Raw genomic sequence first — 25,585 nt, 5'->3', positions numbered from 1 at the left:
GAGATTGGAGGAAGTGATGGCACAGGGGACGTTTGCGCAGGCGCTTCGTAAGGAGGCGGCGCTCAGCAGTACCTTTATGAAGGGGCGCTCGCTCATGCTCAACGGCGCCGTGCTGTCGTTCGAAGACTCCGGCTCGCGCTTCTCCAAAAACGTGAACATCGAGGGATCGGTGCGCGGCTCGCGCGGCGACCTGTACAAGACGCACGTGGCGCTCGACATGGACGAGCACGAGGTTATCGACTACGACTGCGATTGCCCGGCCGCCTTTCGCTATTCCGGCATGTGCAAGCACGCCATCGCCACGGCGCTGGCGTATCTGGATGCCAGCGGCGCCGAGCCCGTCGAGGGCCTGCGCACACCGGTCCGCACGTTTACAGTACCGACCGCACAGTCCAAGCAGCCCATGCGCTCCGCGCCCACCGCACCGACGGTCAACCCCAACTTTCCCTTCCCGGCGCCCGTCCCCACGAGCCCGAGCCTTGTGGCGGCGCTTTCCGACCTTTCGGACGCGCGCATGGACGAGCTCGCGGTCATGCGCCGCAAGCTCGCCAGCACCATTGACCCCGATGCGCCCAAAGCGGTGCTGGAGCCCTCGCTGGTGCCGTACTACAACCCGCTGTTTGCCGATCGCTTTAACTGGGCGCTCGAGTTTCGCATTCGCTGCGGTTCGGTGTCCTACGTGGTTAAGGATCTCGACGGCATGGCCGATGCCTATGTGCGTGGCGGCACGTTCTCCTATGGCAAGAAGCTTACGTTTGTCCATGTGCCCGAGGCTTTCGATGACGTGTCGACAAAGCTGCTCGACTTTATCGCAATGACGGTCGCCTACCTAGGCGATATTACGAGCTCGCGCTCGGCGTCGTATGACTTTGTCCGCAACGGTTTTGTCGCCGAGCGTCAGTTGCCGGTATCCGAGCATTCCATCGTGTCCGTGCTGGACCTGCTGCGCGGCAGGACCATGCCCTTTGAGCCTGCTTGGTCGCGGGGGACGACGACGCATCGCTCCTACGAGGTGGCGGTCGAGCCGTCGCCGCAGGGGGAGGACGAAGTCCCGGCTAGGCGCCCGCCGCTCCTTGCCGCCAAGATTGCACCGGCGGCGGGAGGCAGCTATGACTTGCGCCTCCCGGCCGATACGTATTGCTTTGTCGCGGGCGACGCGGCCTATCTGGTCGATACGCGCCGCGCGCGCCGTACCGACACGGCGTTTGCCCAACATGCGGCGCCGTTCCTATCGCACTTGTTGCCCTGCCGAACGCCGGTCCATATCGCCGCCGACCAGGTGGGCGAGTTCTGCCGCATGGCGCTGCCTATCTTGCGCGACTACACCGACCTGACCGCTCCCGCCGTACTTGACGCTGTGGCGCCCGAGCCGAGCTTTGCTATGGCGATTGGCGTCGACGATGGCCTTGTGACCTGCAAGATTACGGTGGCCTACGGCGATTGGTCGACAGATCTCTTTAGTCTTTGTGCTCCGGGCAGTCCTTTTGAAGAGCAACGCCCCGGCGTTCCGCCCCGCGATACGGTGGCGGAGTTTCGCGTTATGGACACGGCGGCCCTGTACTTCGATTTCCACGAGGGCGGCCTAGCGTTTGAGGAACGCGATGACGAGAGCCTGTTCCACTTGCTGACCGAGGGCCTGTCTGCCCTGTCCGAGCTGGGCGAGGTTGTGCTCAGCGACCGCCTGCGCCAGATTTCGGTCCGTCCTGCGCCCAAGCTCTCGGTGCGTGCGACCGTCAAGAGCAACCTGCTCGACGTCGAGCTGGGTGCGAGCGGGCTTTCGGCGGCCGACCTTGCCATCTATCTCGATTCGTATAAGCGCCACCAGACGTTCGCGCGCCTTACGTCCGGCGACATCGTTCGCCTGGACGAGGGAGCGCGCGCCGCGTTTGGCCTTGCCGAGGACCTGGGCGTCGATGCTGTCGACCTGCTCGATGGCGTGTTGCTTCCCGCGTCGAGCACCCTTTTTGTCGATAGCATGCTCGCGCGTACGCCGGCGCTCGAGGCCGATCGCGACGCCGCGTTCCGCCGCACCGTCGAGCGCCTGGATACGCTCGGCAAGATGGACTTTACGGTGCCCGCCTCGCTCAAGGCCACGCTGCGTGGCTACCAGATCGACGGCTACCAGTGGCTTGGCTCGCTCGAGCACCTGGGTCTCGGCGGCATCTTGGCCGACGATATGGGCCTGGGCAAAACGCTGCAGATGATTGCGCACATTCTGGCGCGCGTGGAGGCGGGGGATACCAAGCCCACGCTCGTGGTGTGCCCCGCGTCGCTCGTGTACAACTGGGCTGCCGAGCTGGAGCGCTTCTCCCCCTCGATTGATGTGTGTGCCATCGTGGGCGCCAAGGCCCAGCGTCGCGTACAAATTGCCGGTGCCGCCGAGCACAACGTGGTCGTGACGTCGTATGACCTCATGCGTCGCGACATCGACGAATATGTCGAGCAGGACTTTGCCCGCGTAGTGCTCGATGAGGCCCAGTACATTAAAAACCCGCTCACCCAGGTGGCCCGCGCTGCCAAGCGCCTGCCGGCCGGCGTGCGCTTTGCCTTGACGGGCACGCCCATCGAAAACCGCCTGTCCGAGCTTTGGAGTATCTTCGACTTTTTGATGCCGGGTCTTCTGGGCACGCGCGACTCATTTGCCAAGCGCTTTGAGAGCCCCGTCGAGCATGCCGAGGGCGATAGTGCCGCTCGTCTGCAGGCGCTCGTATCGCCGTTTGTGCTGCGTCGCGTCAAGGAAGATGTGGTGGCCGATCTGCCCGAGAAGATCGAGGATACGGTGATGGCACAGCTTGCCGGCGAACAGCGCAAGCTCTACCTGGCCAACCAAGACCGCATCGCCCAGCAGGTGCAGCACCGCGAGGCCGGGGAGTTTAAGAAAGATAAGCTCAAGGTGCTCGCCGAGCTCACCAAGCTGCGCCAGATCTGCTGCGACCCGCGTCTACACTACGAGGATTACAAGGCGGGGAGCGCCAAGCTCGATACGTGCATGGAGCTCGTGCACGGCGCACTCGACGGCGGGCATCGCATCCTGTTGTTCAGCCAGTTTACGGGTATGCTCGATATCATCGGCAAGCGCCTGTCTAAGGAGGACATCGCCTTCCTTAAGCTCACGGGCGCTTCGTCTAAGGAGAGCCGCGCCAAGATGGTTGCGCAGTTCCAGGCAGGCGAGGTGCCGGTGTTCTTGATTTCGCTCAAGGCGGGCGGTGTTGGCCTTAATTTGACGGCTGCCGACGTGGTCATCCACTACGACCCGTGGTGGAACGTGGCCGCGCAGGACCAGGCGACCGATCGCGCCCACCGCATTGGCCAGCAGCACACCGTGACCGTGTACAAGCTCATCGCCAAGGACACGATCGAGGAGCGCATTATGCAGATGCAGGAGTCCAAGCGCGATCTGGTTAACAGCGTGCTCGGCGGCGATGGCATCTCATCGGCACTGTTCACGCGCGAGGATGTTCTGGCACTGCTCGGTGGCGACGGTCGCTAACTTGCGCATGCCGATGGGTGCCAGGACAGGTACTCGGAATTGCCTGAGCGCCCTGGACTCTGCCGAGCCCCTCGATATGTGTTCATTTGCCATGCCGTGGATGGTTCGCCTACCTTTGGGCATAAGAAGCATCAGGAATATTGGCACATCAGCAAAGGAGAACATCATGGCGAAATTCTTTAAGGACTCCGACGGCAAGCTCGTTGCCGCCCTTGGCGACGGCGTTGCGACCCCTGCCGGCTGCATGGAGCTGACGGCAAACACCGAGGATGCGGCGCACGAGAAGCACGTGCCTGTTGTCGAGATCGAGCGCGACGGCCACGTCATTCGCGCGCGCGTGGGCTCGACGGAGCACCCCATGCTGCCCGAGCACTACATCGAGTGGATCGCGCTTGAGGCCGAGGGCCGCCTGGAGGTCCATTACCTTGAGCCCGGCATGAAGCCCACGACGTTTTTCGCTGGCGGCTCCAAGACCGGTACTGTCTATGCCTACTGCAACCTGCATGGGCTGTGGTCCGCGACGTTCTAGGAGCGCGCCCCCGCTCGGGGTATCATAGCTAGCATATGCACATGCGAGCGCCGGCTGCATTATGCGGCCGGCGCTTTTACTACGACAACGACGATTTACGACGGAAAGGGCTGGGCCATGAAGCTCGCACTTGCACAGATCGATATGCGCTTGGGTAACATCGAGGGCATTTGCGGCCGCATCGAGGACCAGGCTCGCCTGGCCCATGAGCGCGGCGCGCGCGTGCTGTGCGTTCCGGCCCCGCTCTTTATGGGTGCCATGCCGGGCAGCCTGGTGGGCGCTGCCGATTTTGAGCACGATATGCTGACGGGCCTGACGGGCGTTGCCGAGCGCATCCAAGAGCTCGATATGATCTGCATCGTGCCCGCTGCGGTTTCGTTTGAGGGCCAGCCCCTGCTTGACTACATGATGCTTAAGGATGGTCGCGTGGTGCCTGCGCGCGCAAGTATTGCCCTGCAGCGCGGTGAGAACAACGACACACGTTGGGCACCGCCGGTGTTTGACGTGGACGGCGTGCGCATCGCCGTGGTGTTTGACCTGGATCGCGAGCTCGAGATGCTGCCGACCGGTGTCGACCTCATTGCCTATTTCCAATTCAACGCGTTTGACATGACCGATCGCGAGACCGCCGCCGTCGCCGCCGTGCGCAGCGGTGCCTACCGCAAGATCGCCTCCAAGCGCAGCGTGTGGTTTGCCTGCATGGCGCCGGTCGGCGCCTATGACGAGTCGGTGTATACCGGCGGGTCGTTTGTGCTCGACGATTGCGGTCGCGTGGTGGCCCAGGCGCCGTGTTTTGAGGAGAGCCTGCTGGTTCAGGAGATTCAGCGCGGCGTGATGCTCGATGCCCTGGAGGACCATGAGCTGCCCCAGTTTCGCTCCGAGGAGTGGTTGTGGCAGGCGCTGGTGCTTGCCGTGCGCGACAATGCCCGCGCCCACGGTACGTCGCATGCCGTGGTGGCGATCGAGGGCGATTTGCCGTCGTCCCTGTTGGCGGCGCTTGCCGTCGATGCCTTGGGTCCTCGTAACGTAATTGGCTTAGTGCTGGGGCGCAACCGCATCTTTACGCCGGCGCAGGAGGAGGCCGAGGCCGCCCGCTGTTCTGCTGTTCGCTCAATCGCTGAGCGCCTGCACATTCGCACCGTCGAGCGCGATGCGCCGGATGCGGAGCGCGTGCTCGACCGCGACGTGTCGGCGGGCGATGCCGAGCGCCTGCGTTCGCGCGCGCTGGGCCTGATGCTCGAGGATACGGCGCTCGAGCTGGGCGCCATGGCGTTGAGCCCGCTTTCCAAGACTGAGTATGCACTGGCGGCGCCCGCGCTGTCCGGCGGCTACCAGGGCGATTTTGCGCCCTTTGGCGACGTGTATCTGTCGACGCTCGAGTTTGTGGCACGCGTGCGCAACCGCACCTCGGCCGTGGTGCCCCAAGAGCTCGTGACGCTCAACGCGGTAGAGGATTGCATGGATCGCGTGCTGGCGCAGGCACTCTCGGCGCTCGCCGGCCCGGTTGATATGCTCGATCGCGCGGCGCAGCTGCTGGGCGGGCTTGAGCCGGGCGAGGTCGATGGTGCGCTCGAGTCGCACGTGGACCGCAACCGCCCCTTTGATGACATCCCGATGGCCGCCGCCAAGCCCGAGGCCTGCTCGCTGCTGCTGATGCTCGTGCGCCAAGGTGAGGCTGCTCGTCGCATGCTACCGACGGCGCCGATCGTTTCGGCCCGTTCGTTTGCCGAGCGCGCCTGGCCGTACATGCTTGCGTGGTCCGATCTGGGGCTCAACGGTAAGGAGCGCATGGCGGTTGATTCGCTGGCGCGCGCCGAGGTGCGCCGTTTTGCCGACGACGATACGAGTGACCGTATGCGCGGCGAGATGATGGGCTTATTAGGCGAGCTGTTGGGTATTTCGCCCGAGCAGATGGAAGAGCTGCGCTCCGAGGACGGTCAGCGTCGTTTGCATGAGAGTATGAAGAAGTTTGAGGGCGAGGTCCAGGACGCCATCGATAAGATGATGGGCGGCCAGGGTGGACCGCAGGGAGGTCCGATGCCGCACCCGCCGGTTGATCCGAGGCAGTTTCCGTTCTTTAGCCAAAACTAACTATGGGATGGGATTCGCTTTCAACCCCGATACTTCAACTAAGCACCTTGGCCCCGTTGTGTTATTCTAGAACAGACGTTCGTGAATGGTGCGCGGGGCCTTGTCTTGCGATGTGCTTGTGACGAGGGGAGGTCGGCTTGGTTATCTTGGGTATCGACCCCGGTTTGGCCCATACGGGCTGGGGGATTATCGAGGAGCGACGTGGCGAGGTTCGTTGCCGTGCCTACGGTTGTATCGAGACCAGCGCGGGCAGCCCGCTCGCGGTGCGCCTGTCGCATATCGCCCGCGACCTCAAGGGTGTCGTGGAGCGCTACCGCCCCGATACCGCCGCCATCGAGAGCATCTATTTTGGCGCCAACGTTCGCTCGGCCATTCCTACGGCGCATGCCCGCGGTGCTGCGCTCGTGGCGCTTTCGGAATGCGCGCTCGAGATCGGCGAGTACACGCCTATGCAGATCAAGCAGGCTGTGGTGGGCACCGGTGCCGCAGATAAGCGGCAGGTCGCCTACATGGTGCGCACGCTCACACAGCTCGATCACGACCCGCATCCCGACCATGCCGCCGATGCCCTGGCCTGCGCTATCTGCCACGTTAACCTCAGCCGCACCCGGGCGCTTACCGGCGGCGAGTTCTATCAACAGAGAGGAACCGGATACTGATGATTTCCCAGCTCCATGGAACGCTTGTCGAGGCCACGATGAGCTCGGCCGTCGTCGATGTATCGGGCGTGGGCTTTGAGCTTGGTATTTCGGGCAGCACTGCCGCCACGCTGCCTACGCCCGGCGGCGAGGTACGCCTTTATACCCGTATGCAGGTGCGCGAGGACGCCATGACGCTCTTTGGTTTTGCCTCCAAGGACGAGCGCACGATGTTTGATCGGCTCGTGTCCGTCTCGGGCGTCGGTCCGCGCCTGGCGCTCGCCGTGCTCTCCACCTATACCGTGGGGCAGCTGTATTCCCTGGTAATGGCCGAGGATGACAAGGGCATGGCCAAGGTGCCCGGTGTGGGCAAAAAGACAGCGCAGCGCCTCATCTTGGAACTCAAGAGCACCTTTGCCAAGGACAAGGGCTTTGTGCCGGTCGACGTGATTCCCGGCCAGATTGCGATGCCGGTTCCCGCCGCCACTCCTTCGGTGATCGATGACGCCCGTGCGGCGCTCCTTTCCATGGGCTTTAGCCCGCAGGAGACCGATGTTGCCCTGAGCGGGTATGATGGGCAGGATATGCGTGTCGAGGATCTGCTCGGCGCTGCGCTTAAGCGACTCGGAATGGATGCGTGATGTGGGAAGCCGATGACTCTCAGGACCTGTGGGCGACGCCCGGCAACTCGCCGGCGGCATCCATGGCGCACGGCGAGCGCATGGTGGGCTCGGAGCTGACGGCCGAGGACCTCGATGTCGATCGCACTTTGCGCCCCCAGCGCCTGGACGACTACTGTGGCCAGGAGCACATCAAGCAGAGCCTGCGCGTGTTGATCGAAGCGGCGCAGAGCCGTGGCGAGACGCTCGACCACGTGATTTTTTCGGGTCCTCCGGGCCTGGGCAAGACCACGCTGGCCACCGTTATCGCCAACGAGCTGGGCGCTCAGATCAAGACGACGAGCGGTCCGGCCATCGCGCGTACCGGCGACCTGGCTGCCATCCTTACCAACCTGCAGCCGGGTGACGTGCTGTTTATCGACGAAATCCACCGCCTTAACCGATCGGTCGAGGAGGTCCTGTACCCCGCGATGGAGGACTTTGCGCTCGATATCGTGATCGGCAAGGGTCCTGCGGCGCGTTCGATTCGCCTGGATATTCCCAAGTTTACGCTGGTGGCGGCCACGACCCGTTCGGGCATGCTGACCGGCCCGCTGCGTGATCGCTTTGGCATTTCGTATCGCTTGGATTACTACACGGTCGAGGAGCTTGCCCAGATTGTGACACGCTCGGCGACCATTCTGGGCGTGACAATCGACCATCCCAGCGCGCTCGAGATCGGCTCGCGCTCGCGTGGCACGCCGCGTCTTGCCAACCGTCTGCTCAAACGCGTGCGCGATTACGCGCAGGTGCGCGGCAACGGGCCTATTGAGCTCGATATCTGCCGTCAGGCGCTCGAGTTTTTTGAGATCGACGAGCTTGGCTTGGACTGGATGGATATTCGCATTTTGGAGACACTCGCCAAGACGTTCTCCGGTCGTGCCGTGGGCCTGACGACGCTTGCCAGCGCGGTGGGCGAGGACCCGGGAACGCTCGAGGATGTCTATGAGCCTTATCTGCTGCAGTGCGGCTTGATGATTCGCACGCCCCAGGGCCGCCAGGCAACGCTTCGCACCTTTGAGCATTTGGGAATTGAGCCAGCCGTTTAGAGACGGGTTTGTTTTGGCGGGCTGTTGGGCTATCGCTGGGCATCGGGTAAACATATCGCCGTTCATCGGTTATGGGTGTTTTACTATTGCACGCCCGTGCTATGCTGGATTGGTCTTTTTCTCATCCGGTAACGAAAGGACCGCCCATGCCTACTGACATCGAAATCGCACGTTCTGTTACGCCACTGCCTATTACCGAGGTGGCCAAGAACGCCGGCGTCGACGTTAAGCATCTGATTCCGTACGGCTTTGACAAGGCAAAGGTCGACTATTCCCTGCTCAACGAGCCAACTGATCACCAGGCCAAGCTTGTCCTCGTGACCGCTATCAATCCCACGCCCGCAGGCGAGGGCAAGACCACCACGACCATCGGTCTGGCCGACGGTCTGCGTCGTCGCGGCGTCAAGAGCGCCGTGGCCCTGCGCGAGCCTTCGCTCGGTCCCGTCTTTGGCGTTAAGGGCGGTGCTGCCGGCGGCGGCTGGGCTCAGGTCATCCCCATGGAGGATATCAACCTGCACTTTACCGGTGACTTCCATGCCATCGGTGCTGCCAACAACCTGCTGGCCGCCATGCTCGACAACCATATTCAGCAAGGCAACCAGCTCGGTATCGACGTTAAGCGCATCACCTGGAAGCGCGTTGTCGACATGAACGACCGCCAGCTGCGCCACGTTATCGACGGCATTGGCGGCAAGGCTCAGGGCGTGCCGCGCGAGGATGGCTTCGATATCACCGTCGCCTCCGAGGTCATGGCAATCCTGTGCCTGTCTACGAGCATTAACGACCTCAAGGAGCGCCTGGGCGAGATTGTTGTCGGCTACAGCTTTGCCGGCGAGCCCGTCCGCGCCCGCGACCTTAAGGCCCAGGGTGCCATGGCCGCGTTGCTTAAGGACGCGCTCAAGCCCAACTTGGTGCAAACGCTCGAGGGCACGCCCGCGTTTGTCCACGGCGGCCCCTTCGCCAACATTGCCCACGGCTGCAACTCTATCATGGCCACGCGTATGGCGATGCGCTTTGGCGATGTCGCTATTACCGAGGCCGGCTTCGGTGCCGATCTGGGTGCCGAGAAGTTCCTCGACATTAAGTGCCGCATGACGGGCGTTCGCCCCAGCGCTGTTGTGGTCGTCGCCACTGCCCGCGCGCTTAAGTACAACGGCGGTGTTGCCAAGGCCGACCTCAATGAGGAGAACCTCGAGGCACTCAAGGCTGGCATGCCCAACCTGCTGCGTCACGTCGACAACATCCAGAACGTTTATGGTCTGCCCTGCGTGGTCGCCATCAACCGTTTCCCGACGGACACCGAGGCCGAGCTTGCTCTCATCGAGTCCGAGTGCCAGAAGCTCGGCGTCAACGTTAAGCTTTCCGAGGTCTGGGCCAAGGGCGGCGAGGGCGCGCTCGACCTGGCCGATGAAGTCATGCGTCTGATTGAGCAGCCGAGCGAGCTCAAGTTTGCCTACGAGGACGGCGCCGATGTTGCCGATGCCCTCGAGGCCGTCGCCACCAAGGTTTACCGCGCCGACGGCGTCGACTTTACGCCGGCTGCCAAGCGCCAGCTCGCCGAGCTGCGCGAGAACGGCTTTGGCAACCTGCCGGTGTGCGTCGCCAAGACGCAGTACAGCTTTAGCGATAACGCCAAGGCGCTGGGCGCGCCCGAGAACTTCCGCATCACCGTGCGCGAACTCAAGGTTTCCGCCGGTGCCCACTTTGTGGTCGCGCTGACCGGTAGCGTTCTGACCATGCCGGGCCTGCCCAAAGTTCCCGCGGCCGAGAACATCGACGTCGATAACGACGGCAACATCACCGGTCTGTTCTAAGCCTGTTGCCCATAGCTGCTTGTCCGCCCCGTCGCGCCTACCAAGGCCCGGCGGGGCTTTTGTTTTCTAGCCGCGCTGGAGGCCGAAGAGTTTGGCGTTGCGCTCGGCGACCATCATGTTGATATCGGCGATTTCCATCTCGCCGTCAATGTAGGGCTGGTAGGTGCCATATGGATCGCCGGCTCCCAAGCTGCAACTTCCGCAGTTATCGCAGCTGCCGTTGCCGCAGCCGGCGAGTGCCAGCTTGATGATTTCCTCGCGCTCGGCACGCGTCGTGTCTTTGATGAGCTTGCTTTTTGCCATGACGTTCCTCGATTCGCCTGTTGCCACCTGTCGCGCATGTCTTGTAGATACCGACGGGCTCTGCCCATCATAGGCTTTTGCGCGGGTAGAATGCATGGATAACTTGATGCTTAAGGGCGACGGAAAGGAATCGTTGCATGGACCAGGATAAGACGACCGTAATGGGCGGCTACGGTTCCGCGCAGGCTGGCGATAGCGCCGATGTGACCCGCGTTGTTCCCAACCCCGGTTATACCGACCCCGCCGCGATGCAGCCTTCTGCCGAGCCCACCCGGGTTATGGGCTATGGCGACACGGCGCAGGATTCTTACGCTGCATCTTCGCAAGGCCCCTATGGCAACGCAGCTCCGAACGCAGCTCCGGACCCGTTTGATTACGCGCCGCAGGATTCTTATGCCGCCTCGACGCCGAATCCCTATGATGACCTGCCACAGAATCCCATTCCGCAGCCCCAGCAGACGACGTATATGCCTCGCACGGCGCAGCCTCGCTACGAGTCGCGCGAGGCGTATCGCGAGTACCCCAAGTCGATTCCGCAATATGGCGAGGACGAGGAGAAGAAGCCGTTGCGTTCGTCGAGCGTGATCAAGAAGATCCTCATCGTGCTGGCGATCTTCTTTGCGCTGTCGGTTGTGTTTGCCATTGTGTCGGGCATGCTCAACAAGCGAGGGAGTTCAACGGCCGATACCACTGCCGAGCAAACCGAGTCCGCCTTGTCTAGCACCGTCGATCTGAGCGATATCCCGGGGCAGTACTGGTCCAACGCCAAGAAGCTTCTCAAGTCGCGCGGCGCCGATCTTTCGAATGCCGTGGTCCTGACTGATGATGGCTCAACGCCCGTCGTCGATGCCAACTGGGTCGTTACTTCTGCTTACTATAACGACAGCGGCAACCTCGAAATTCAACTCACGCACAAGAATAGCTCGGGCAACTCGCCCGACGGCCAAAGCGGTACCGACAGCTCGAGTTCCAATACGCTGGAGGACTTGAGCAACAAGGCACAGGAGCTTGGGGATAAGGCCCAAGAGCTGGGCGACACGGCCCAGAACCTGGGCGACACCGCTCAGAACTTGGGTGATATGGCGACGGATGCCTGGAACGCACTGCAAAACGGCATCTCGGGCGCGCAGGGAAACTAGCTGTTAAGCGGGCTACAGTTGCTCGGCCGGACGCTCGGGCGAGCTAAAGCCCGAATCAAACGTGACGACGCACGAGACGTCGGGCCGGCGCTCGTGCACGATGCGCGTGACGAGCTCCAGCAGCTCCTCGTCGGATATGTCAAAGCCGTCGGGACGCACCAGGTCAAACGAAACAAACCCGTCGTGCTCGTGCAGGTCGTGGATGGAGAGCGCGGGATCGATCTGCATGACGCCGCGCTTGACCCAGCCGCGCAGGTCGTCGCCGGTGGTGGCGATGGGGTCGCAGTGCAGCGTGATATCGATGCCCATCTGCCGTTGGATATCGTGCTCGATGGTGTCCAGGATCTCGTGATGTTCAAACGCATCGCCCTCGCCGGGCATCTCCACATGGGCGCTGGCAAACTGACGACCGGGGCCGTAGTCGTGCACCATCAGGTCGTGTGTGCCCAAGACCTGCGGATAGGACATGATCTTGTCGCGGATTGCCTGGACGAGCTTGGGATCGGGCGCTTGGCCCAGCAACGGGCTGATGGCGTCGCGCACTAGGCCCATGCCGCTGATGCAGATGAAGATGCCCACACTCAGGCCTGCCCAGCCATCGAGGTCAAAGCCGGTCGTCTGCGAAATAAGCGCCGCCACCAAGACCGAGCCCGAGGTGATGACGTCGTTTTTGGAGTCCTGTGCTGTGGCGATGAGCGTCTCCGAGTCGATGCGGTCGCCCAACGTGCGGTTGAACGCGGCCATCCAGAGCTTAACGAGCATGGACAAGACGAGGGCGGCTAAGGAGAGCACCGAATATGCAGTGGGGGAAGGCTTGATGATCTTAGTGACCGACTCGAGGATCAGGTTGATGCCGACGGCGCAAACCAGGACGGCGACGAACAGGCCGGCTAGGTACTCATAGCGGCCGTGGCCATAGGGGTGGCCTTCGTCTGCCGGGCGGCTGGCAAGGCGGAACCCGAGCAGGCTCACGATGTTGCTCGAGGCGTCGGAGAGGTTGTTGAAGGCGTCGGCGATGAGCGAGACAGAGCCGGCGAGCAGGCCCGCGATGCCCTTGGCCAGGCACAGAGTGATGTTGAGGCCAATGCAGATGAGGCTTGCGGCGAAGCCCGCGTTGGTGCGGCAAGATGCATCGACCGGCTCGCCCTCGCTGCCGGGAACAAGCGTATGTACCAGCCGATTTACAAATAGCATAGCGGTCGTCCTCACAATCATGTTTAAGGAGACAGTGTAGCTCGCGCGGAGGCGCTGTGCACCGATGCTCAGAAAATGCAGCAATGGTCTGCCGGTGCTAACGAGCGAGCCTTCTCGTCTGCCTGGGTGGTCCATTTTGGGCCACATGGGTATGGGCATGTGCCTGTTTGCTCGACATACTTAATGTCGACAGCCCGTGCTTAAGGAGGATGTTTCCATGGACGAGATGTTTGCCATTAAATGTCAAAACTGCGGCGGCCCTATGTACTCGCACCAGGCTAAGCGCAGCTTTGAGTGCGCCTATTGCGGTGCGGTCATTCCGTGGCAGGCGGACGCCGGAGAGCCCAAGAGCGCTTTGGGCATTCGCCATACGCCGTTGACGGTGGTGGATGGACTGCTCAAGCTCACGCATGTGTCGCAACTCGAGCGCCCGGAGGATCTGGACTGGTATTTCTTCAATTCGCACTGGCGCAATCAGTCGGTCCTGGAACATCTGCTGTGGGAGGATCGCGGCACGGCGCAGGAGTTCCAAGAGGCCACGCATGTGAGCATTCCTTGCCCCTTCTGCGGAGCGTCCTTTGAGGGTGAGTCAACGCAGCGTGTGTTTGAGTGCCCGTCCTGCGGCAACAAGATCGGCATTGCCGATCTGCTCAAGCCCGGTACGTTTAGCAAGCGTCTGACCATGGGCGTGGGTGCGGAGTATGTGCCGGAGCAGGGTATTCCCTGCGAAATCTCGCCGCAGCAAGCACGTGCCAACGCACTGCAGCTGGTGCGCCAGTATCCCGACGCCTTTGCCGGGCACGACGTGGAAGATACGATCCAAAACGACATGATGCTCTTCTATTTCCCCATGGCGCTGGCGGACCTGCGCATGATGGCGTCCTTCCCGGGCAAGGGCCTGAGCAAGGAGACCCTGGTGTACTACGAGGTGCTCGACTGGGCATATCCCAGGGCAAACTACCTGGACGTTCGTCTCATGGGCATTTTGGAGCCGTGGGACTATGCCAAGGTTGGGCCGTTTGACCCTGCCATGCAGGAAGGTGACTTCCGCGTTGTCTCCGTCGATGCGTCCACCAAGGACCAGGTGGTCATTGATAAGCTGGCGCTCGACGTTGCCGGCAACGATGCCGAGGCGGTGCTGGGGCTCAATAAAAAGAGCATCCGCACCTGGGCGCGCAAGGCCCGCAAGCACAAGGACGGTCTGGTTATGGTGCCGGTCTACTTTGTCGATCGTCCGGCGTCGGATAGCCGCGATGGCGAGCAAGTGCGCATCGCCGTGAACGGCCAGACGGGCCGCGCGGCCGCGGTGGTGTTTAGCGACAAGCGCGAAACGCATATTGTGGCGCCGCTCAACCCGAGCCTGCATCTGTCCGGCGAAAGTACCGTGCATGCCACGCCCATCGAGGTCAAATACGTTAAATCGCCGTTCCTATACCAGATCGTGCGCCGTGGAGGCGGCGAGCAACCGCGCCAGGTGGCAGCCGCCGTCGAGGGTTCCTACCGAGAGGAGAAGCCCAAACGCAAGGGCTTGTTCGCTGCGATATTTGGGAAGTAGGGAAGCGCAGCCGGTTGGGGTCGTGATGCGATGGCCAGCTACACGGGGCAGCTCGCAGGAGTGCGGACTGCCCCGTTTTTGTGTTGCGGGGAAGTGCCGGGCACTTCATTAAAAGTCCTCGCGCGGACTCGAATTCCAATGTCGCCTAGCGCCTTCGTGCAGGATTCCCGAAGTGACTAAAATGTGGCCATAGAGGCAGTTTTAGCGAACCCCGCGGGAGCGACACGCATGGATAACAACACTTTGCTGTTCCAGGACAAAGGTTCGGGTAGGTTTAAAGACGTCAAGATCTACCCCAATCGTATCGAGGTGCTCAAGAAGGGCACTTTTGGCGACAGGCACACCGAGATTGTCTACCTTAAGGACATCACGGGGGTCAACAGGATCAAGGGTCGCGACGTTTCCCTGCGTAACAGGCTGTTGACCGCTTGCGTCTTTAGCCTGAGTAGCCGTGCGAAGGCCCAGGAATTTGTGAAAGCTCTGAACATGGTGATGTAGCCGATAGCGGCGTTCGGGCCAAGGTAAAAATCGGGGCGCAGAACGGTATTCTGCGCCCCGATTGGGTTAATGCGCCCAAAAGACTGGCTTGCCTATTCGTTAACGTCCTCGGTATTGTCGCGGTCACTGGCAAGCATTGCTGCACCTGCGACCGTTGTCGCCACGGCGGCGGCAGCGAGCCCGGCGGCAACGCCAGAGCCGTCGCCCGTGTTGGCGAGCTTTCCGCCCGAGCTCTTGCCCTGGCCTCTCTTGTTGCTCTTGCCGTTCTTGTCGGCGCCGCCTGCGTTGGAACCCGTGTCGCTGCCGGTGCCGCCTGCACTGCCCGAGGCCGCTACGGTAAAGCTTGCGGCTCCGTCGCTGGCGAGCGTGTAGTTCTGCGCCGCGTCGCCCAAGAGACCGTTCACGCGCACCCAGTACGTTCCTGCGGCAAATGTTTCGCCCTCGGCCATTGCCGCGCCCGGAGCGCCGTCCGCGTCGTGCACAAACTCGAGATGGGCCGTGCAGGCATCGGTTTCGAGCTTGCCCTCGAGTGATGCCGCAATCTTGGCGCGCACGTCTTCGCCGGCCTTAAGGCCTTCGAGTCCCTCAAAATGGGGCGTCAGCGCGCGTGGATCGATATCGATGGGCACGGAGCCCCGCAGCTCCGTAACGGTCTCGTTGCCCAAGGCGTCGACATCCACATATTCGATGGCAAACGCATGGCCCGAAGCCGCCACGTTGAGTACGTTGCTGCTGTCGACGAGGCGGAAATGGCCCTCGCCAACGGTCTTGCCATCCTGGAGCGAGGCATCGCTCAGCGAGTCGCCGTACGTCATGCGCATGCAGGTCGGGAGGTAGTACGAAGCTGTCTGCTTGTGCTGTGTATCGTAATCGTAATTGCGCTGGTAGATGCTCCGGGCCAGCGCCGCATCAACAAAGTCGGATGCGATGATGCCAATGTGCTTGAGGTAATCTGACTTTGTTTTCTCGTTGCCGCTGGGGTTGATGTACGGGCTCTTATACAGATGCTCATTGACTACTCGTGCCGAGGTAAAAGGATTGCCTCCATGCGACAAGCCCGTGCAGCTGGTGTAGTTGATAGACCAGCAACGCTCCTGGACTTGCACCGTGGCCCCGGCATCGTCCACGACGTCCACCTTGTTGCGCGTGCGCCCGGTCGTTTCCTTCAGCGCATTATCGACCCAACTGAGCTTGTCGGTTCCCGTGAGTTTGTACTTGTCCTGGGCATATACCTTGGTGCAATAGGGCTCTTCATTGCCCGTTTCCCCTATGGCTTCAAATCCCCGTGCGTCTTGGACGAGACACATCGACTGCCCGGAATGCGCCTTGATTTTGTCATCCCATTGGGTGAGGTCGAGGCCCCACGTGTGGCCGCTTACGCTGTTGCCGGCGAGCCCAAATCGACGCAGCAGGACAATCTTTCCGCGCACCTCGCCCAGCGTGGGGACGTGGCCCGATGTGTAGAACAGGTTGGGGTTATCGGCCATAACCTTGGCGAAGGCCGTCGTTATGCTTTCGTCGGTAGCCTCATCGTTGCCGCGCGATGCGAGCATGATAAGCGCTTCTGACGGGTTTTCGTTCAAAAACTTTTTGAAGTACCTGATGACATCGGAAAGATGCAAAAAGTGCCCGTCTTTTTTAAGCAGATAGAAAATTCCGTGGTCGATGCCGGGGTCATCGCCCTTTCCGAGCCGGATATCAAAATAGCGGATTCCCTCGAGCAACTGCGTGGGAATGTAATCCTGCTGGCATTTTACTTGCGAGGATTGGGGCTCAGTGTCGTTGTCCACGCTGCAGGTGCCCGAATCGTGCGTACCCGGGATGCTCAGTTCGTCGAGGTACTTGTCGTCGTCGACGTGGCTCATCCAACATGGCCCATCGACGTAGCTGCTATACGTGATCCAGTCGATGCTGCTAACCGTGGCATCGTTCTTTTTCATGTCGTAACCGATAAGTTCGAGCTCCCACGGAATGCTCTCACTCTTATGGCAGATCTTATTGTTGTCCTGGTCTTTGCCGTTCGATTCTATTGCCAGGTACTTAATGTCTTTTTTCTCGGTTTCTTTCTCGACCGTGCGGTCTCGGATGATATAGGTTCCGTTTGATTGACGCTCGAACGCAAAAGCGCGGCTGGGCTTGTTGTCATACTCGCCACTCCATACGTGGATAACCTTTCCATCTTTGTCCGAGTCGCCATCGACCGACCAAATGCTGTAGCCCGTCTTTTTATGCTCTTCGAAATTGAGCAAGGTGCGGATAGCATACCAGTTTGTATCGTCATTCTTGGTCGTTACGTTCTCAAGGATGAGCTTGCTGGACGTGCCGTCATTAAACAGGTGGCAGACGTTGCCGATGACGTTGCCGTCTTCGTTGACGCTCGCGGTGCGAAAATAGCCCGCGGGGCGAAGGCGAATGACGAACTTGTTGAGGTTGGCCGACGCTGTGGTGGCGTCGTCTGCAAATGCCGCGCGCACGGGAAGGCCCAATCCCGCGGTTTCGGGCAGGCTTACAAATGGCGACAATGCTGCGAGTCCTAGGCCCAACGTGAATGCTCGACGGCTGATGGCGTGGTGTTCGGTCATAACTCCTCCGTTCGCAGGGTGCGGTTATGCGATAGTTTTGGTCACTATACTGCTCAGATGTTTAAAGATGCTGGTTTAATTGCCTGCGCGGCACAATAAATCGGCGGGCGGACGTGTTGGGGCGTTTGTCGTTTTCGTACTGTTGCCACATTTGGGGCGGTTCCGACGTCCGGCATCCTCGCGTTCGTCGGCTACAGGCATAAGAAAGGGAGGGTCGGTTTACCGGCCCTCCCTGGGTACGAAGCGCTGGGGTACCGTCGCTTGTTTGCACTGCGACCGTGTTTCTCGTTGCGCTCGCCAGTCGCTTAGCGCTTGATCTCGATATCGTCGAGCTTGACGTCCATGGCCTCGGTCTTGGCCTCGGCGATGTCGTCGGCAAATTCCAGAGACTTCATCATGGTCTCGACGGCGTCCTTGTGCTCCTCGACGTTGCCGATACGCACATACACACTGCCCCCGTCAACGTCGGTGAAGTATTCGGTCGTTACGCCGCCCGAGTGTGTATAGGAAGCGTTGCGCCAAGTCTTGCCGTTGTACTTGACGGGGTCATTCTCGGTCCACTCAAAGCTGGCATTCCACTTTGCCTCGTAGTCGAACAGCTCGTCGGCGTTCTTGTCAGGATCGAAGACGGGGATGAAGCGATCGCTGGCGTGCTCGCTCTCGGTGAACTTAAACTGGGCCCTGTCGGCAGTGTCGCCTGCGACGTCGGTGATCTCGACGCCCTCGGGGACCTCGACCTTAAACCAAATGAAATCGGTCCTCATATCCACGGCTGGCTTTTCTGCTCCGCCGCCACCGCCACTGCCGGTGGCGCCGCCGCTTCCACCGCAACCCACCAGGGCAACTGCGGCAAAGAGACTCATGCAGAGGGTGAGAATCGCAAAGGCCTTCTTTTTCATGGTCGTGTCCTCCTCGATCTGTAACCGCCCATGGATTACCTGTCTTTACTGTACGCGCGAGCAGCTCATTCGGGTGGGCCATGTGTCCCATTCTGGGGGCAGGATTTGCGCCGACAAGTGGCAATATGCGAGGGCGCAAAAGAGGGGAGGGCCGATGCTGTCGGCCCTCCCCGGGTTGGGCGCCCGTTGTTTTAATGGGCGCATGCGCGCTGGTGCGCGTAGGCGCGTGCGGGCGTCCCGTTACTTGATCTCGATGCTCGAAATCTCGACTTCGCGTGCCTCGGAAACTGCCTCTGCCATGTCATCGGGGAACTCGATGGAGTTGAGGAGCGCCTCGGCTTCTTTCTTGTGCAGGTCGAAGTTCGCGATGAGAACGCAGACGCTTCCCGGCTCAACGTCGGTAAAGAGATAGGTATGGGTGCCGCGGTTGTCCTTGCACGTTCCGGTGAGCCATGTCCTGCCGTTGTACTCGACGGGGTCGCCAACTTCCCACTGGAACATGCTGCTCTTTCGACCTTCATCGGCAAGAGCCTCTTCTGCCGTCATCTTCTCTTCCCAAACAGGTATGAAGCGGTCAACCGTGGTGTTCTCGTTCTCGAGGAAGGTGAGCTGGACCCTGTCGGCATTCTTGCCGGCGGAGTCGCTCACGCCAACGTTCTCGGGCATCTCGACCTTAAACCAGATAAAGTCGGTCTTTGCGGCTGCGGGGGCCTTTTCCTTGCTCTCGTTCTTGGAGGCGCTGCCGCCGCCCGATGCGCTCCCGCCGCAGCCGACAAGGGCAAACGCGGCAAAGAGGGCGATGCAAAGGGAAAGGATCGATAGGGTCTTTTTCTTCATGGTGGCGTCCTCCTTGTCTGCCAGGGACATCGTGTGCCGCGGATCGCTGGGGCGGCGGTTACGCATGCACATGATGCCTTTGTTTACTGTGCGGTTATTCCTCCATTCGTCGTCCGGTGCCGTGATGAGCTTGCCCCAACATAGGGCTCCTTACCTATATGTATGCCCCAGTTGCCGCTGCCCGGGAGTCTCGAAACGTGGGCCATGTGTCCCATGTTTGTGTCGCTGCCGCCTATCGTGTGCCATAGAAATCAGCGATGGCCAGGTGCGCTGACGCTCGAGTACTTATGGGCTAGACTTAGCACCATTATGTGATCGATGCGGTCGGTCGGCGGTTGCCGCTCGACCGATGTATATGACTTGAAGGTGCATGCGTATGAGCCAAGAGATGATGGACAAGACCTGCCGCGGGTTTGCCGAGGCGCTGGCCGCGCGCGAGCCGGTTCCCGGCGGTGGCAGCGCGAGCGCCTTTGTGGGCGCGCTGGGCGCCTCGCTGTGCGGGATGGTCGCGCGCTACGGCGCGACCAACCCCGCGCTTGCCGATCGCGCGGATGACCTGACGCGCGCGTTTGCCCAGGCTGATGAGCTGGCCCAGGAGCTTGTCGAGTTGGTTGCCGAGGACGTTCGTGCCTATGGGCAGGTGTCCGCGGCGTACGGTATTCCGCGTGGCGATCCGGCTCGAGCGACCGCGATTCAGGATGCGCTGCATGTGGCCGCTATGCCGCCGTATCGCATTATGGATGCCTGCGGGCGTGCACTGGCGCTGCTCGAGGACATGGCCGACAAGGGTTCGCGTCAGCTGCTGTCCGATGTGGCGTGCGGCGCCGTGTTCTGCCGTTCTGCTATGCAGGGCGCGAGCTTGACGCTCTTTGCGAACACCACGTCTATGAAGGATCGCGCTCGTGCTGAGGAGCTCGAGACGGCGTGTGATGAGTTGCTCGACACGTGGTTGCCGCGCGCCGATGCGCTGGCGCGCCGCGCCGCCGACGCTGCAAGGAAGAGAGGATAGCCATGGCTGAGCTGCTGAAGGGTGCTCCCGTTGCCCGCGCTTTGACCGAGGAGCTCGTCGCTCGCTGCGCGGCTTTGCGTGAGCGCGGCGTTGTGCCGACGCTGGCCATCGTTCGCGTGGGCGAGCGCGAGGACGACCTGTCCTACGAGCGCGGTGCGCTCAAGCGCTGCGAGAAGGTTGGCATTGAAGCTCGCCGCATTTTGCTTCCCGCCGATGTTTCGCAGGACGAGCTGTTGACGGCCATCGAGGACATCAATACCGATTCGGCTATTCATGGCTGCCTGATGTTCCGCCCGCTGCCCGCCGGCCTTGACGAGGACGCGGTTGCCGCGGCACTCGATCCTGCCAAGGACGTTGACTCCATGACGCCGGCTTCGCTGCTCACCACGCTTTCGGGGCGCGGCGAGGGTTTTGCCCCCTGCACAGCCGAAGCCGTGCTTGCTTTGCTGGATCATTACGGCGTTGAGCTGGATGGGGCTAAGGTCGCGGTTGTCGGTCGCTCGCTGGTGATCGGGCGTCCTGTTGCCGCCATGCTTACGGCGCGCAATGCGACTGTGACAACGTGCCATACGCATACGCGCGACCTTGCTGCCGAGTGCCGTGCTGCCGACATTGTGGTTGCCGCCGTTGGACGCGCGCGTACGATTGGTGTGGACGCGGTTCGCGAGGGCCAGACGATCATTGATGTGGGCATTAATTGGGACGAGGCCGCTGGCAAGCTGGTGGGTGACGTCGATTCTGATGCTGCGGAGCCGGTCGTTAACGCCATCACGCCCGTGCCGGGCGGTGTGGGCGCTGTGACGACGGCGATCCTCGCCAAACACGTGATCGAGGCGGCCGAGCGCGCATCGAAATAGGCGTTTTGGGCTGTTTGAGGGGGTTAGTTCTATACCCCGTGGACAAAAAATGCCAAATATGAGTACTGTTGCCAAGATAGTCACATATATTTTAGGTCAAATAGGCTCTCTAACGATATTTATTATCGATAGAGAGCCTATTTTATTGGACCTATGAGGAATTACATCATCTAATTTTTGAACAAATGTAGATTTTTGACATCCATGCGTAGCAAAATTGCTGTTACTAAATTGGTGACAGTACTCATATTTGGCATTTTTTGACCACGGGGGTTGCCAGCGCCGCGGTTTCGCCCTTTCTGCGCTGAAGCGATACACTGTTATCGTTTGATTTCTTCGCTCAAGGAGGATGCGCATGCCGTGCACAACGATTTTGGTTGGTAAGAACGCGAGCTACGACGGGTCGACGTTGGTTGCCCGCAACGAGGACTCGTCCAACGGGGTGTTTGAGCCCAAGCGTATGCGCGTGGTGCATCCCGACGAGCAGCCGCGCGTCTACACGAGCGTCCTGAGTCACCTGACCGTTGAGCTGCCCGATAACCCCATGCGTTACACGAGCGTCCCCGATGTTGTCCCGGGCCACGGCATCTGGGCCGAGGCCGGTTTCAACGAGCTCAATGTGGGCATGTCCGCAACCGAGACGCTCACCACCAACGAGCGCGTCCGCGGCGCCGACCCGCTCGTCGACTACGTGCCCGCCAAGGGCAACGAGGGCGAGGACGGCTATGTTCCGGCGCAGCCCGGCGGTCTGGGCGAGGAGGACATGGTGACCCTGGTGCTGCCATATGCCAAATCCGCCCGCGACGGCGTACGCATTCTGGGCGACCTGCTCGAGCGCTATGGCACCTACGAGAACAACGGCATCGCCTTTAGCGACGTGGACGAGATCTGGTGGCTCGAGACCATCGGCGGCCACCACTGGATTGCCAAGCGCGTGCCCGATGACGCCTATGTGACTATGCCCAACCAGCTGGGTATCGACAGCTTTGACCTGGATGACGCCGAGGGCGCCCAAGCCGACCACATGTGCTCCGCCGACCTGCGCGCCTGGATGGCCGAGTGGCATCTGGACCTGACGCTGGGCGTTGAGGGCGACGGCCCGGCTGCGGTCTTCAACCCGCGCGAGGCCTTTGGCTCGCACAGCGACAGCGACCATGTCTACAACACGCCGCGCGCGTGGTACATGCAGCGCTGCCTCAACCCCAGCGATGTGTGGGACGGCCCCGACGCCGACTACACGCCCGAGAGCGACGATATTCCCTGGAGCCGCGTGCCCGAGCGCAAGGTGACCATCGAGGACATCAAGTACGTGCTTTCGAGCCACTACCAGGGCACGGAGTACGACTGCTACGGCAGCAAGGGCACGCCCGCTACGCGTGGCGCCTATCGCCCCATCGGTATCAACCGCAACAGCCAGCTCGCCGTGCTGCAGCTGCGTCCCTATGCGCAGCCGGCCTATCGCGCCGTGCAGTGGATGGCGTTTGGCTCCAACTCGTTTAACGCGCTGGTTCCACTGTACGCCAACGTCGAGACCATGCCCGAGTACTATGCCGATACGCAGGCTCGCGTGACGTCCGAAAACTTCTACTGGGCCAACCGCCTGATCGGCGCCCTGGCCGACGTCCGTTTCCATGAGTGCGGTCGCGCGGTCGAGGATTATCAGGAGAAGGTCGGTGGCATGGGCCACAAGCAGATCCATGACGTCGATGCTGCCGTAGCCGCTCTGCCCGAGGCCGAGGTACCTGCCGAGCTTGCACGCGCCAATGAGGCCTTTGCCGAGCGTGTTCGCGTGGAGACCGATGCTCTACTGGGCAAGGTGCTCTACACCACGAGCTGCGCCATGAAGAACTCTTTCGCGATGAACGACAACGTGAGGTAGGGATTTCCCGTCGATCGAATAGCGCTAAAACGCTTTGTCGCTTTCACTCAATCTTGGGTACAAGAACGCCAATGCAGTTGTTTGTGATTGGAGACAACCATGGTTATGAAACTCGATCAGCTTGTTAACGGCGCCATCAACGTGGGCTTCGGCGCCGCCGCTGTTGCCGTCGAGGGTAGCAAGAAGGTCCTCGACGACCTCAATACCAAGGGTGAGCAGGTGCGCAAGGACGCAGGCGCCCCCGATATCGCCCGCAGCGTGTCCGACATGTTCGAGCAAGCCGGTGGCACCATCTCCGACCTGACCGAGCGTCTGGGCATGCAGGGCGAGACCGCGGCTCAGCGCGTGCTCGACGAACTCATTCTGGCTCGCGTCCGCGTCATGACCGCCCCCGAGCGCACGGCCTTCCTGGCCCATGTGCGCGACATCGTCGATTCGGTCGAGGACAACGTGACCTCGGTGCCCGTCGAGTCCGTTGAGCCCGACGATGCGAAGGATACCGAAGAGGCCGAGTAGCAGCGCAGATGGCAGATTCCACCACCGATTACAACAATCTAGATCCCTTGGGTGACGAGGCGGCGGTTGTCGATGAGGTCGATGCCACCGTCTCGGGCGCTCGCAAGAAGCCGCGCGCTGTCGATATGGTCCCCGAGGAGCCCGACGCGATGGCGCCGGATGAAGAATACCAGCTCACGCCGGCGGGTCGCCGCGAGCGCATCGGGCAGATTGTTCGCCTGGTCAAAAAGTACCGCGTGTGGGATAACCTCACGCCGGTTCGTTTGCGCCGCCTGCTCGAGGAACTCGGCCCCATGTTCGTCAAGATGGGGCAGATTCTGGCTAACCGGTCCGAGATTCTGCCGCAACGCTTTTGCGACGAGCTGCGTCGTCTGCGCTCCGACGTGGAGCCGGTGCCGTACGAGGTCGTACTCAGTTGTCTGGAAGAAGAATACGGCCTGCGCCTGGGGGAGATGTTCGATGCGATCGACCCCAATCCGCTTGGTAGCGCATCGCTCGCGCAGGTGCACCGCGCTCGTCTGGTGACGGGCGAGGACGTGGCCGTCAAGGTGCAGCGTCCCGGTGCGCAGCAGGTTATGGCACAGGACATCGATATCATCCGCTCGGTGGTGCGTATCGTTTCCAAGTTCGTCAACACCGATCAATTTGTTGACCTGCACGGCGTAGTCGAGGAGTTGTGGGCCTCGTTTCGCGAGGAGACCAACTTTTTGGCCGAGGCCAAAAACCTCAACGACTTCTACGAGTTCCATAAGAGCGTTCATGGCGTGACGTGTCCTAAATCCTATCTGGACCTGTGCACCGAGCACGTGGTGGTTATGGACTACGTCGACGGCATTTCGATCGCCGATCCTGAACGCTTGGTGGTCGAGGGCTATGACTTGGAAAAGATCGGTGCCGCAATCGTCGAGGATTACTCGACGCAGGTGCTCGATGACGGCTTTTTCCATGCCGACCCGCATGCGGGAAACATTATTCTCAAGGACGGCATCGTTTACTTTATCGACTTGGGCATGGTCGGACGCATGTCGAGTCACGATCGCGGTATCGTCAAGGACATGATTTTCGCCGTGGCCGAGGGTGACGTGCCCAAGCTCAAGGATTCGCTCATGCGCTTCGCCGTGACGCGTGGCGACTCGGCTGAGCTCGATCATTCAGCGTTTTTGTCCGATCTTGACTTTATCGTGGCTGACTTTGCGGGCCTTGACCTGAAGGACCTGGATATCGGCGAGTTTTTGACCTCGCTGTTAAACCTCGCGCGTAAGAATGACGTTGAGCTGCCGAGCGTGGTAACGATGTTCGCCCGCGGCATGGTGACGCTCGAGGGCCTGTTGACCGAGTACATGCCCAACGTCAACATGATCCAGATCATCCAGACGCACATCAAAAACGAAAAAAGCACCTATGCGCGTGTGCGCGATATGGGACGCGATCTTGCCGCGAGCAGCTATCGCGCGGCAAAAGGCTCGCTCGAGGCGGCCGAGTATCTGGGCTTGGCTTCGCACATGCTTACGCGCGGCCAGCTTAAGGTGAACACGCAGATCATGAGCAGCGATAAGGCGCTGCGACAGCTGGGCGGAATTATCGACCGCATGTCGATGGCAATTGTGATTGCTGGCCTGTTTATCGGTTCGTCGGTGGTGTACTACGCGCGCATCGAGCCGGTTGTGTTTGGTATCCCGGTCATTGGCTTTATGGGCTACGTCAGCGCACTGGTGCTGGCGCTTATGCTGGGCCGCAATATCTGGCTCAACAGTCACGGCGGCAAGCACTAGAGGCCGCGACCGTCACCGCATTTTCCTATCGCAAACAATAGCTTTTACCTTGGGCTTCGCCTGCGTGCGAGGCCCTTTTGCGTGATACCATACTGACGGTAATAATCGATGGCCTAGATGGTGGTGCGGAGACGCACGAATGCGCGGTTTTCCTGCGCGTTTGGGAGAATTGGGGTGCAAGTCCCCGGCTGTACCAGTAACCGTAATTCCTCTTGGCTCGGGATGTTCGTGTCGCAGATCGGACGGCGCGCCTGAGCCGTTAAGGTTAAGTCGGA

General features: G+C 61.1%; 20 protein-coding genes. 15 read left to right on the top strand and 5 right to left on the bottom strand.

Features of this window, described 5'->3' with window-relative positions; all coding sequences use genetic code 11:
* Positions 1-16 precede the first annotated feature (16 nt).
* The 7 genes from ACEG18_RS07435 (at position 17) to ACEG18_RS07405 (ending at position 10,270) form a co-directional block, all read left to right on the top strand.
* Complete coding sequence (locus tag ACEG18_RS07435) at positions 17-3,490, top strand: DEAD/DEAH box helicase (RefSeq protein ID WP_372542074.1); 3,474 nt, start codon at positions 17-19, stop codon at positions 3,488-3,490.
* A 166-nt stretch (positions 3,491-3,656) separates the two neighbouring features.
* Positions 3,657-4,019, top strand: coding sequence for a desulfoferrodoxin family protein (locus tag ACEG18_RS07430; RefSeq protein WP_372542072.1), 363 nt, complete (start codon positions 3,657-3,659; stop codon positions 4,017-4,019).
* 117 nt (positions 4,020-4,136) lie between these two features.
* Positions 4,137-6,110: an NAD(+) synthetase gene (locus ACEG18_RS07425; protein WP_372542071.1), complete on the top strand. Its 1,974-nt coding sequence runs from the start codon at positions 4,137-4,139 to the stop codon at positions 6,108-6,110.
* Positions 6,111-6,247: 137 nt separating this feature from the next.
* Positions 6,248-6,769 (top strand): crossover junction endodeoxyribonuclease RuvC, encoded by a 522-nt coding sequence (gene ruvC, locus ACEG18_RS07420; protein WP_035137351.1) that lies wholly within the window; start codon positions 6,248-6,250, stop codon positions 6,767-6,769.
* Positions 6,769-7,389: a Holliday junction branch migration protein RuvA gene (gene ruvA, locus ACEG18_RS07415; protein WP_372542070.1), complete on the top strand. Its 621-nt coding sequence runs from the start codon at positions 6,769-6,771 to the stop codon at positions 7,387-7,389. The genes ruvC and ruvA overlap by 1 nt, the downstream gene beginning before the upstream one ends.
* Entirely contained in the window at positions 7,389-8,456 is a 1,068-nt protein-coding gene (gene ruvB, locus ACEG18_RS07410) for a Holliday junction branch migration DNA helicase RuvB (RefSeq protein WP_372542068.1), read from the top strand. Before ruvA ends, ruvB begins: the two co-directional genes overlap by 1 nt.
* 146 nt (positions 8,457-8,602) lie before the next feature.
* The gene (locus ACEG18_RS07405) at positions 8,603-10,270 is read left to right on the top strand and encodes a formate--tetrahydrofolate ligase (RefSeq protein WP_195361069.1); all 1,668 of its coding nucleotides are present in this window, start codon (positions 8,603-8,605) and stop codon (positions 10,268-10,270) included.
* Between the two features lie 66 nt (positions 10,271-10,336).
* Here ACEG18_RS07405 and ACEG18_RS07400 read toward each other — a convergent pair whose 3' ends face one another.
* A complete protein-coding gene (locus ACEG18_RS07400; protein ID WP_035137347.1) occupies positions 10,337-10,573 on the bottom strand; it encodes a hypothetical protein in 237 nt (78 codons plus the stop codon).
* A 137-nt stretch (positions 10,574-10,710) separates the two neighbouring features.
* On the opposite strand from ACEG18_RS07400, the gene ACEG18_RS07395 reads away from it, so the two are divergent.
* On the top strand, positions 10,711-11,712 hold the full coding sequence (locus tag ACEG18_RS07395; RefSeq protein ID WP_372542066.1) for a hypothetical protein: 1,002 nt from the start codon (positions 10,711-10,713) through the stop codon (positions 11,710-11,712).
* A 12-nt stretch (positions 11,713-11,724) separates the two neighbouring features.
* On the opposite strand, the gene ACEG18_RS07390 is transcribed toward ACEG18_RS07395, so the two are convergent.
* Positions 11,725-12,906 (bottom strand): cation diffusion facilitator family transporter, encoded by a 1,182-nt coding sequence (locus ACEG18_RS07390; RefSeq protein ID WP_372542064.1) that lies wholly within the window; start codon positions 12,904-12,906, stop codon positions 11,725-11,727.
* Positions 12,907-13,123: 217 nt separating this feature from the next.
* Here ACEG18_RS07390 and ACEG18_RS07385 point away from each other — a divergent pair, with 217 nt between their 5' ends.
* Both ACEG18_RS07385 and ACEG18_RS07380 read left to right on the top strand, forming a co-directional pair.
* Complete coding sequence (locus ACEG18_RS07385) at positions 13,124-14,461, top strand: TFIIB-type zinc ribbon-containing protein (RefSeq protein WP_372542062.1); 1,338 nt, start codon at positions 13,124-13,126, stop codon at positions 14,459-14,461.
* A 228-nt stretch (positions 14,462-14,689) separates the two neighbouring features.
* A complete protein-coding gene (locus tag ACEG18_RS07380; protein ID WP_117639757.1) occupies positions 14,690-14,959 on the top strand; it encodes a hypothetical protein in 270 nt (89 codons plus the stop codon).
* Positions 14,960-15,051: 92 nt separating this feature from the next.
* Here ACEG18_RS07380 and ACEG18_RS07375 read toward each other — a convergent pair whose 3' ends face one another.
* From ACEG18_RS07375 to ACEG18_RS07365, 3 genes are all read right to left on the bottom strand, one after another.
* A complete protein-coding gene (locus ACEG18_RS07375; RefSeq protein ID WP_372542060.1) occupies positions 15,052-17,541 on the bottom strand; it encodes a phosphatidylinositol-specific phospholipase C in 2,490 nt (829 codons plus the stop codon).
* A 305-nt stretch (positions 17,542-17,846) separates the two neighbouring features.
* Positions 17,847-18,440, bottom strand: coding sequence for a hypothetical protein (locus ACEG18_RS07370; protein ID WP_372542058.1), 594 nt, complete (start codon positions 18,438-18,440; stop codon positions 17,847-17,849).
* Between the two features lie 240 nt (positions 18,441-18,680).
* On the bottom strand, positions 18,681-19,277 hold the full coding sequence (locus ACEG18_RS07365; protein WP_372542057.1) for a hypothetical protein: 597 nt from the start codon (positions 19,275-19,277) through the stop codon (positions 18,681-18,683).
* A 376-nt stretch (positions 19,278-19,653) separates the two neighbouring features.
* Between ACEG18_RS07365 and ACEG18_RS07360 the strand changes: the two genes are divergently transcribed.
* The 5 genes from ACEG18_RS07360 to ACEG18_RS07340 all read left to right on the top strand — a co-directional run bounded on the left by ACEG18_RS07360 (position 19,654) and on the right by ACEG18_RS07340 (position 25,310).
* Positions 19,654-20,286, top strand: a complete 633-nt coding sequence (locus tag ACEG18_RS07360) for a cyclodeaminase/cyclohydrolase family protein (RefSeq protein ID WP_157757990.1) — start codon at positions 19,654-19,656, stop codon at positions 20,284-20,286.
* 2 nt (positions 20,287-20,288) lie between these two features.
* The gene (locus ACEG18_RS07355) at positions 20,289-21,143 is read left to right on the top strand and encodes a bifunctional 5,10-methylenetetrahydrofolate dehydrogenase/5,10-methenyltetrahydrofolate cyclohydrolase (RefSeq protein WP_372542055.1); all 855 of its coding nucleotides are present in this window, start codon (positions 20,289-20,291) and stop codon (positions 21,141-21,143) included.
* Positions 21,144-21,498: 355 nt separating this feature from the next.
* On the top strand, positions 21,499-23,022 hold the full coding sequence (locus tag ACEG18_RS07350) for a C69 family dipeptidase (protein WP_196025214.1): 1,524 nt from the start codon (positions 21,499-21,501) through the stop codon (positions 23,020-23,022).
* 99 nt (positions 23,023-23,121) lie between these two features.
* Positions 23,122-23,538 (top strand): hypothetical protein, encoded by a 417-nt coding sequence (locus ACEG18_RS07345; RefSeq protein WP_055250902.1) that lies wholly within the window; start codon positions 23,122-23,124, stop codon positions 23,536-23,538.
* 8 nt (positions 23,539-23,546) lie between these two features.
* A complete protein-coding gene (locus ACEG18_RS07340) occupies positions 23,547-25,310 on the top strand; it encodes an ABC1 kinase family protein (RefSeq protein ID WP_372542053.1) in 1,764 nt (587 codons plus the stop codon).
* The last annotated feature ends 275 nt before the right edge of the window (positions 25,311-25,585 follow it).

Source organism: Collinsella aerofaciens (assembly GCF_041537385.1).
In the GTDB taxonomy this organism is placed as follows: domain Bacteria; phylum Actinomycetota; class Coriobacteriia; order Coriobacteriales; family Coriobacteriaceae; genus Collinsella; species Collinsella aerofaciens_BV.
Note: the sequence above shows the minus strand (reverse complement) of the source record. Positions and strands in the feature narration are given on the sequence as shown.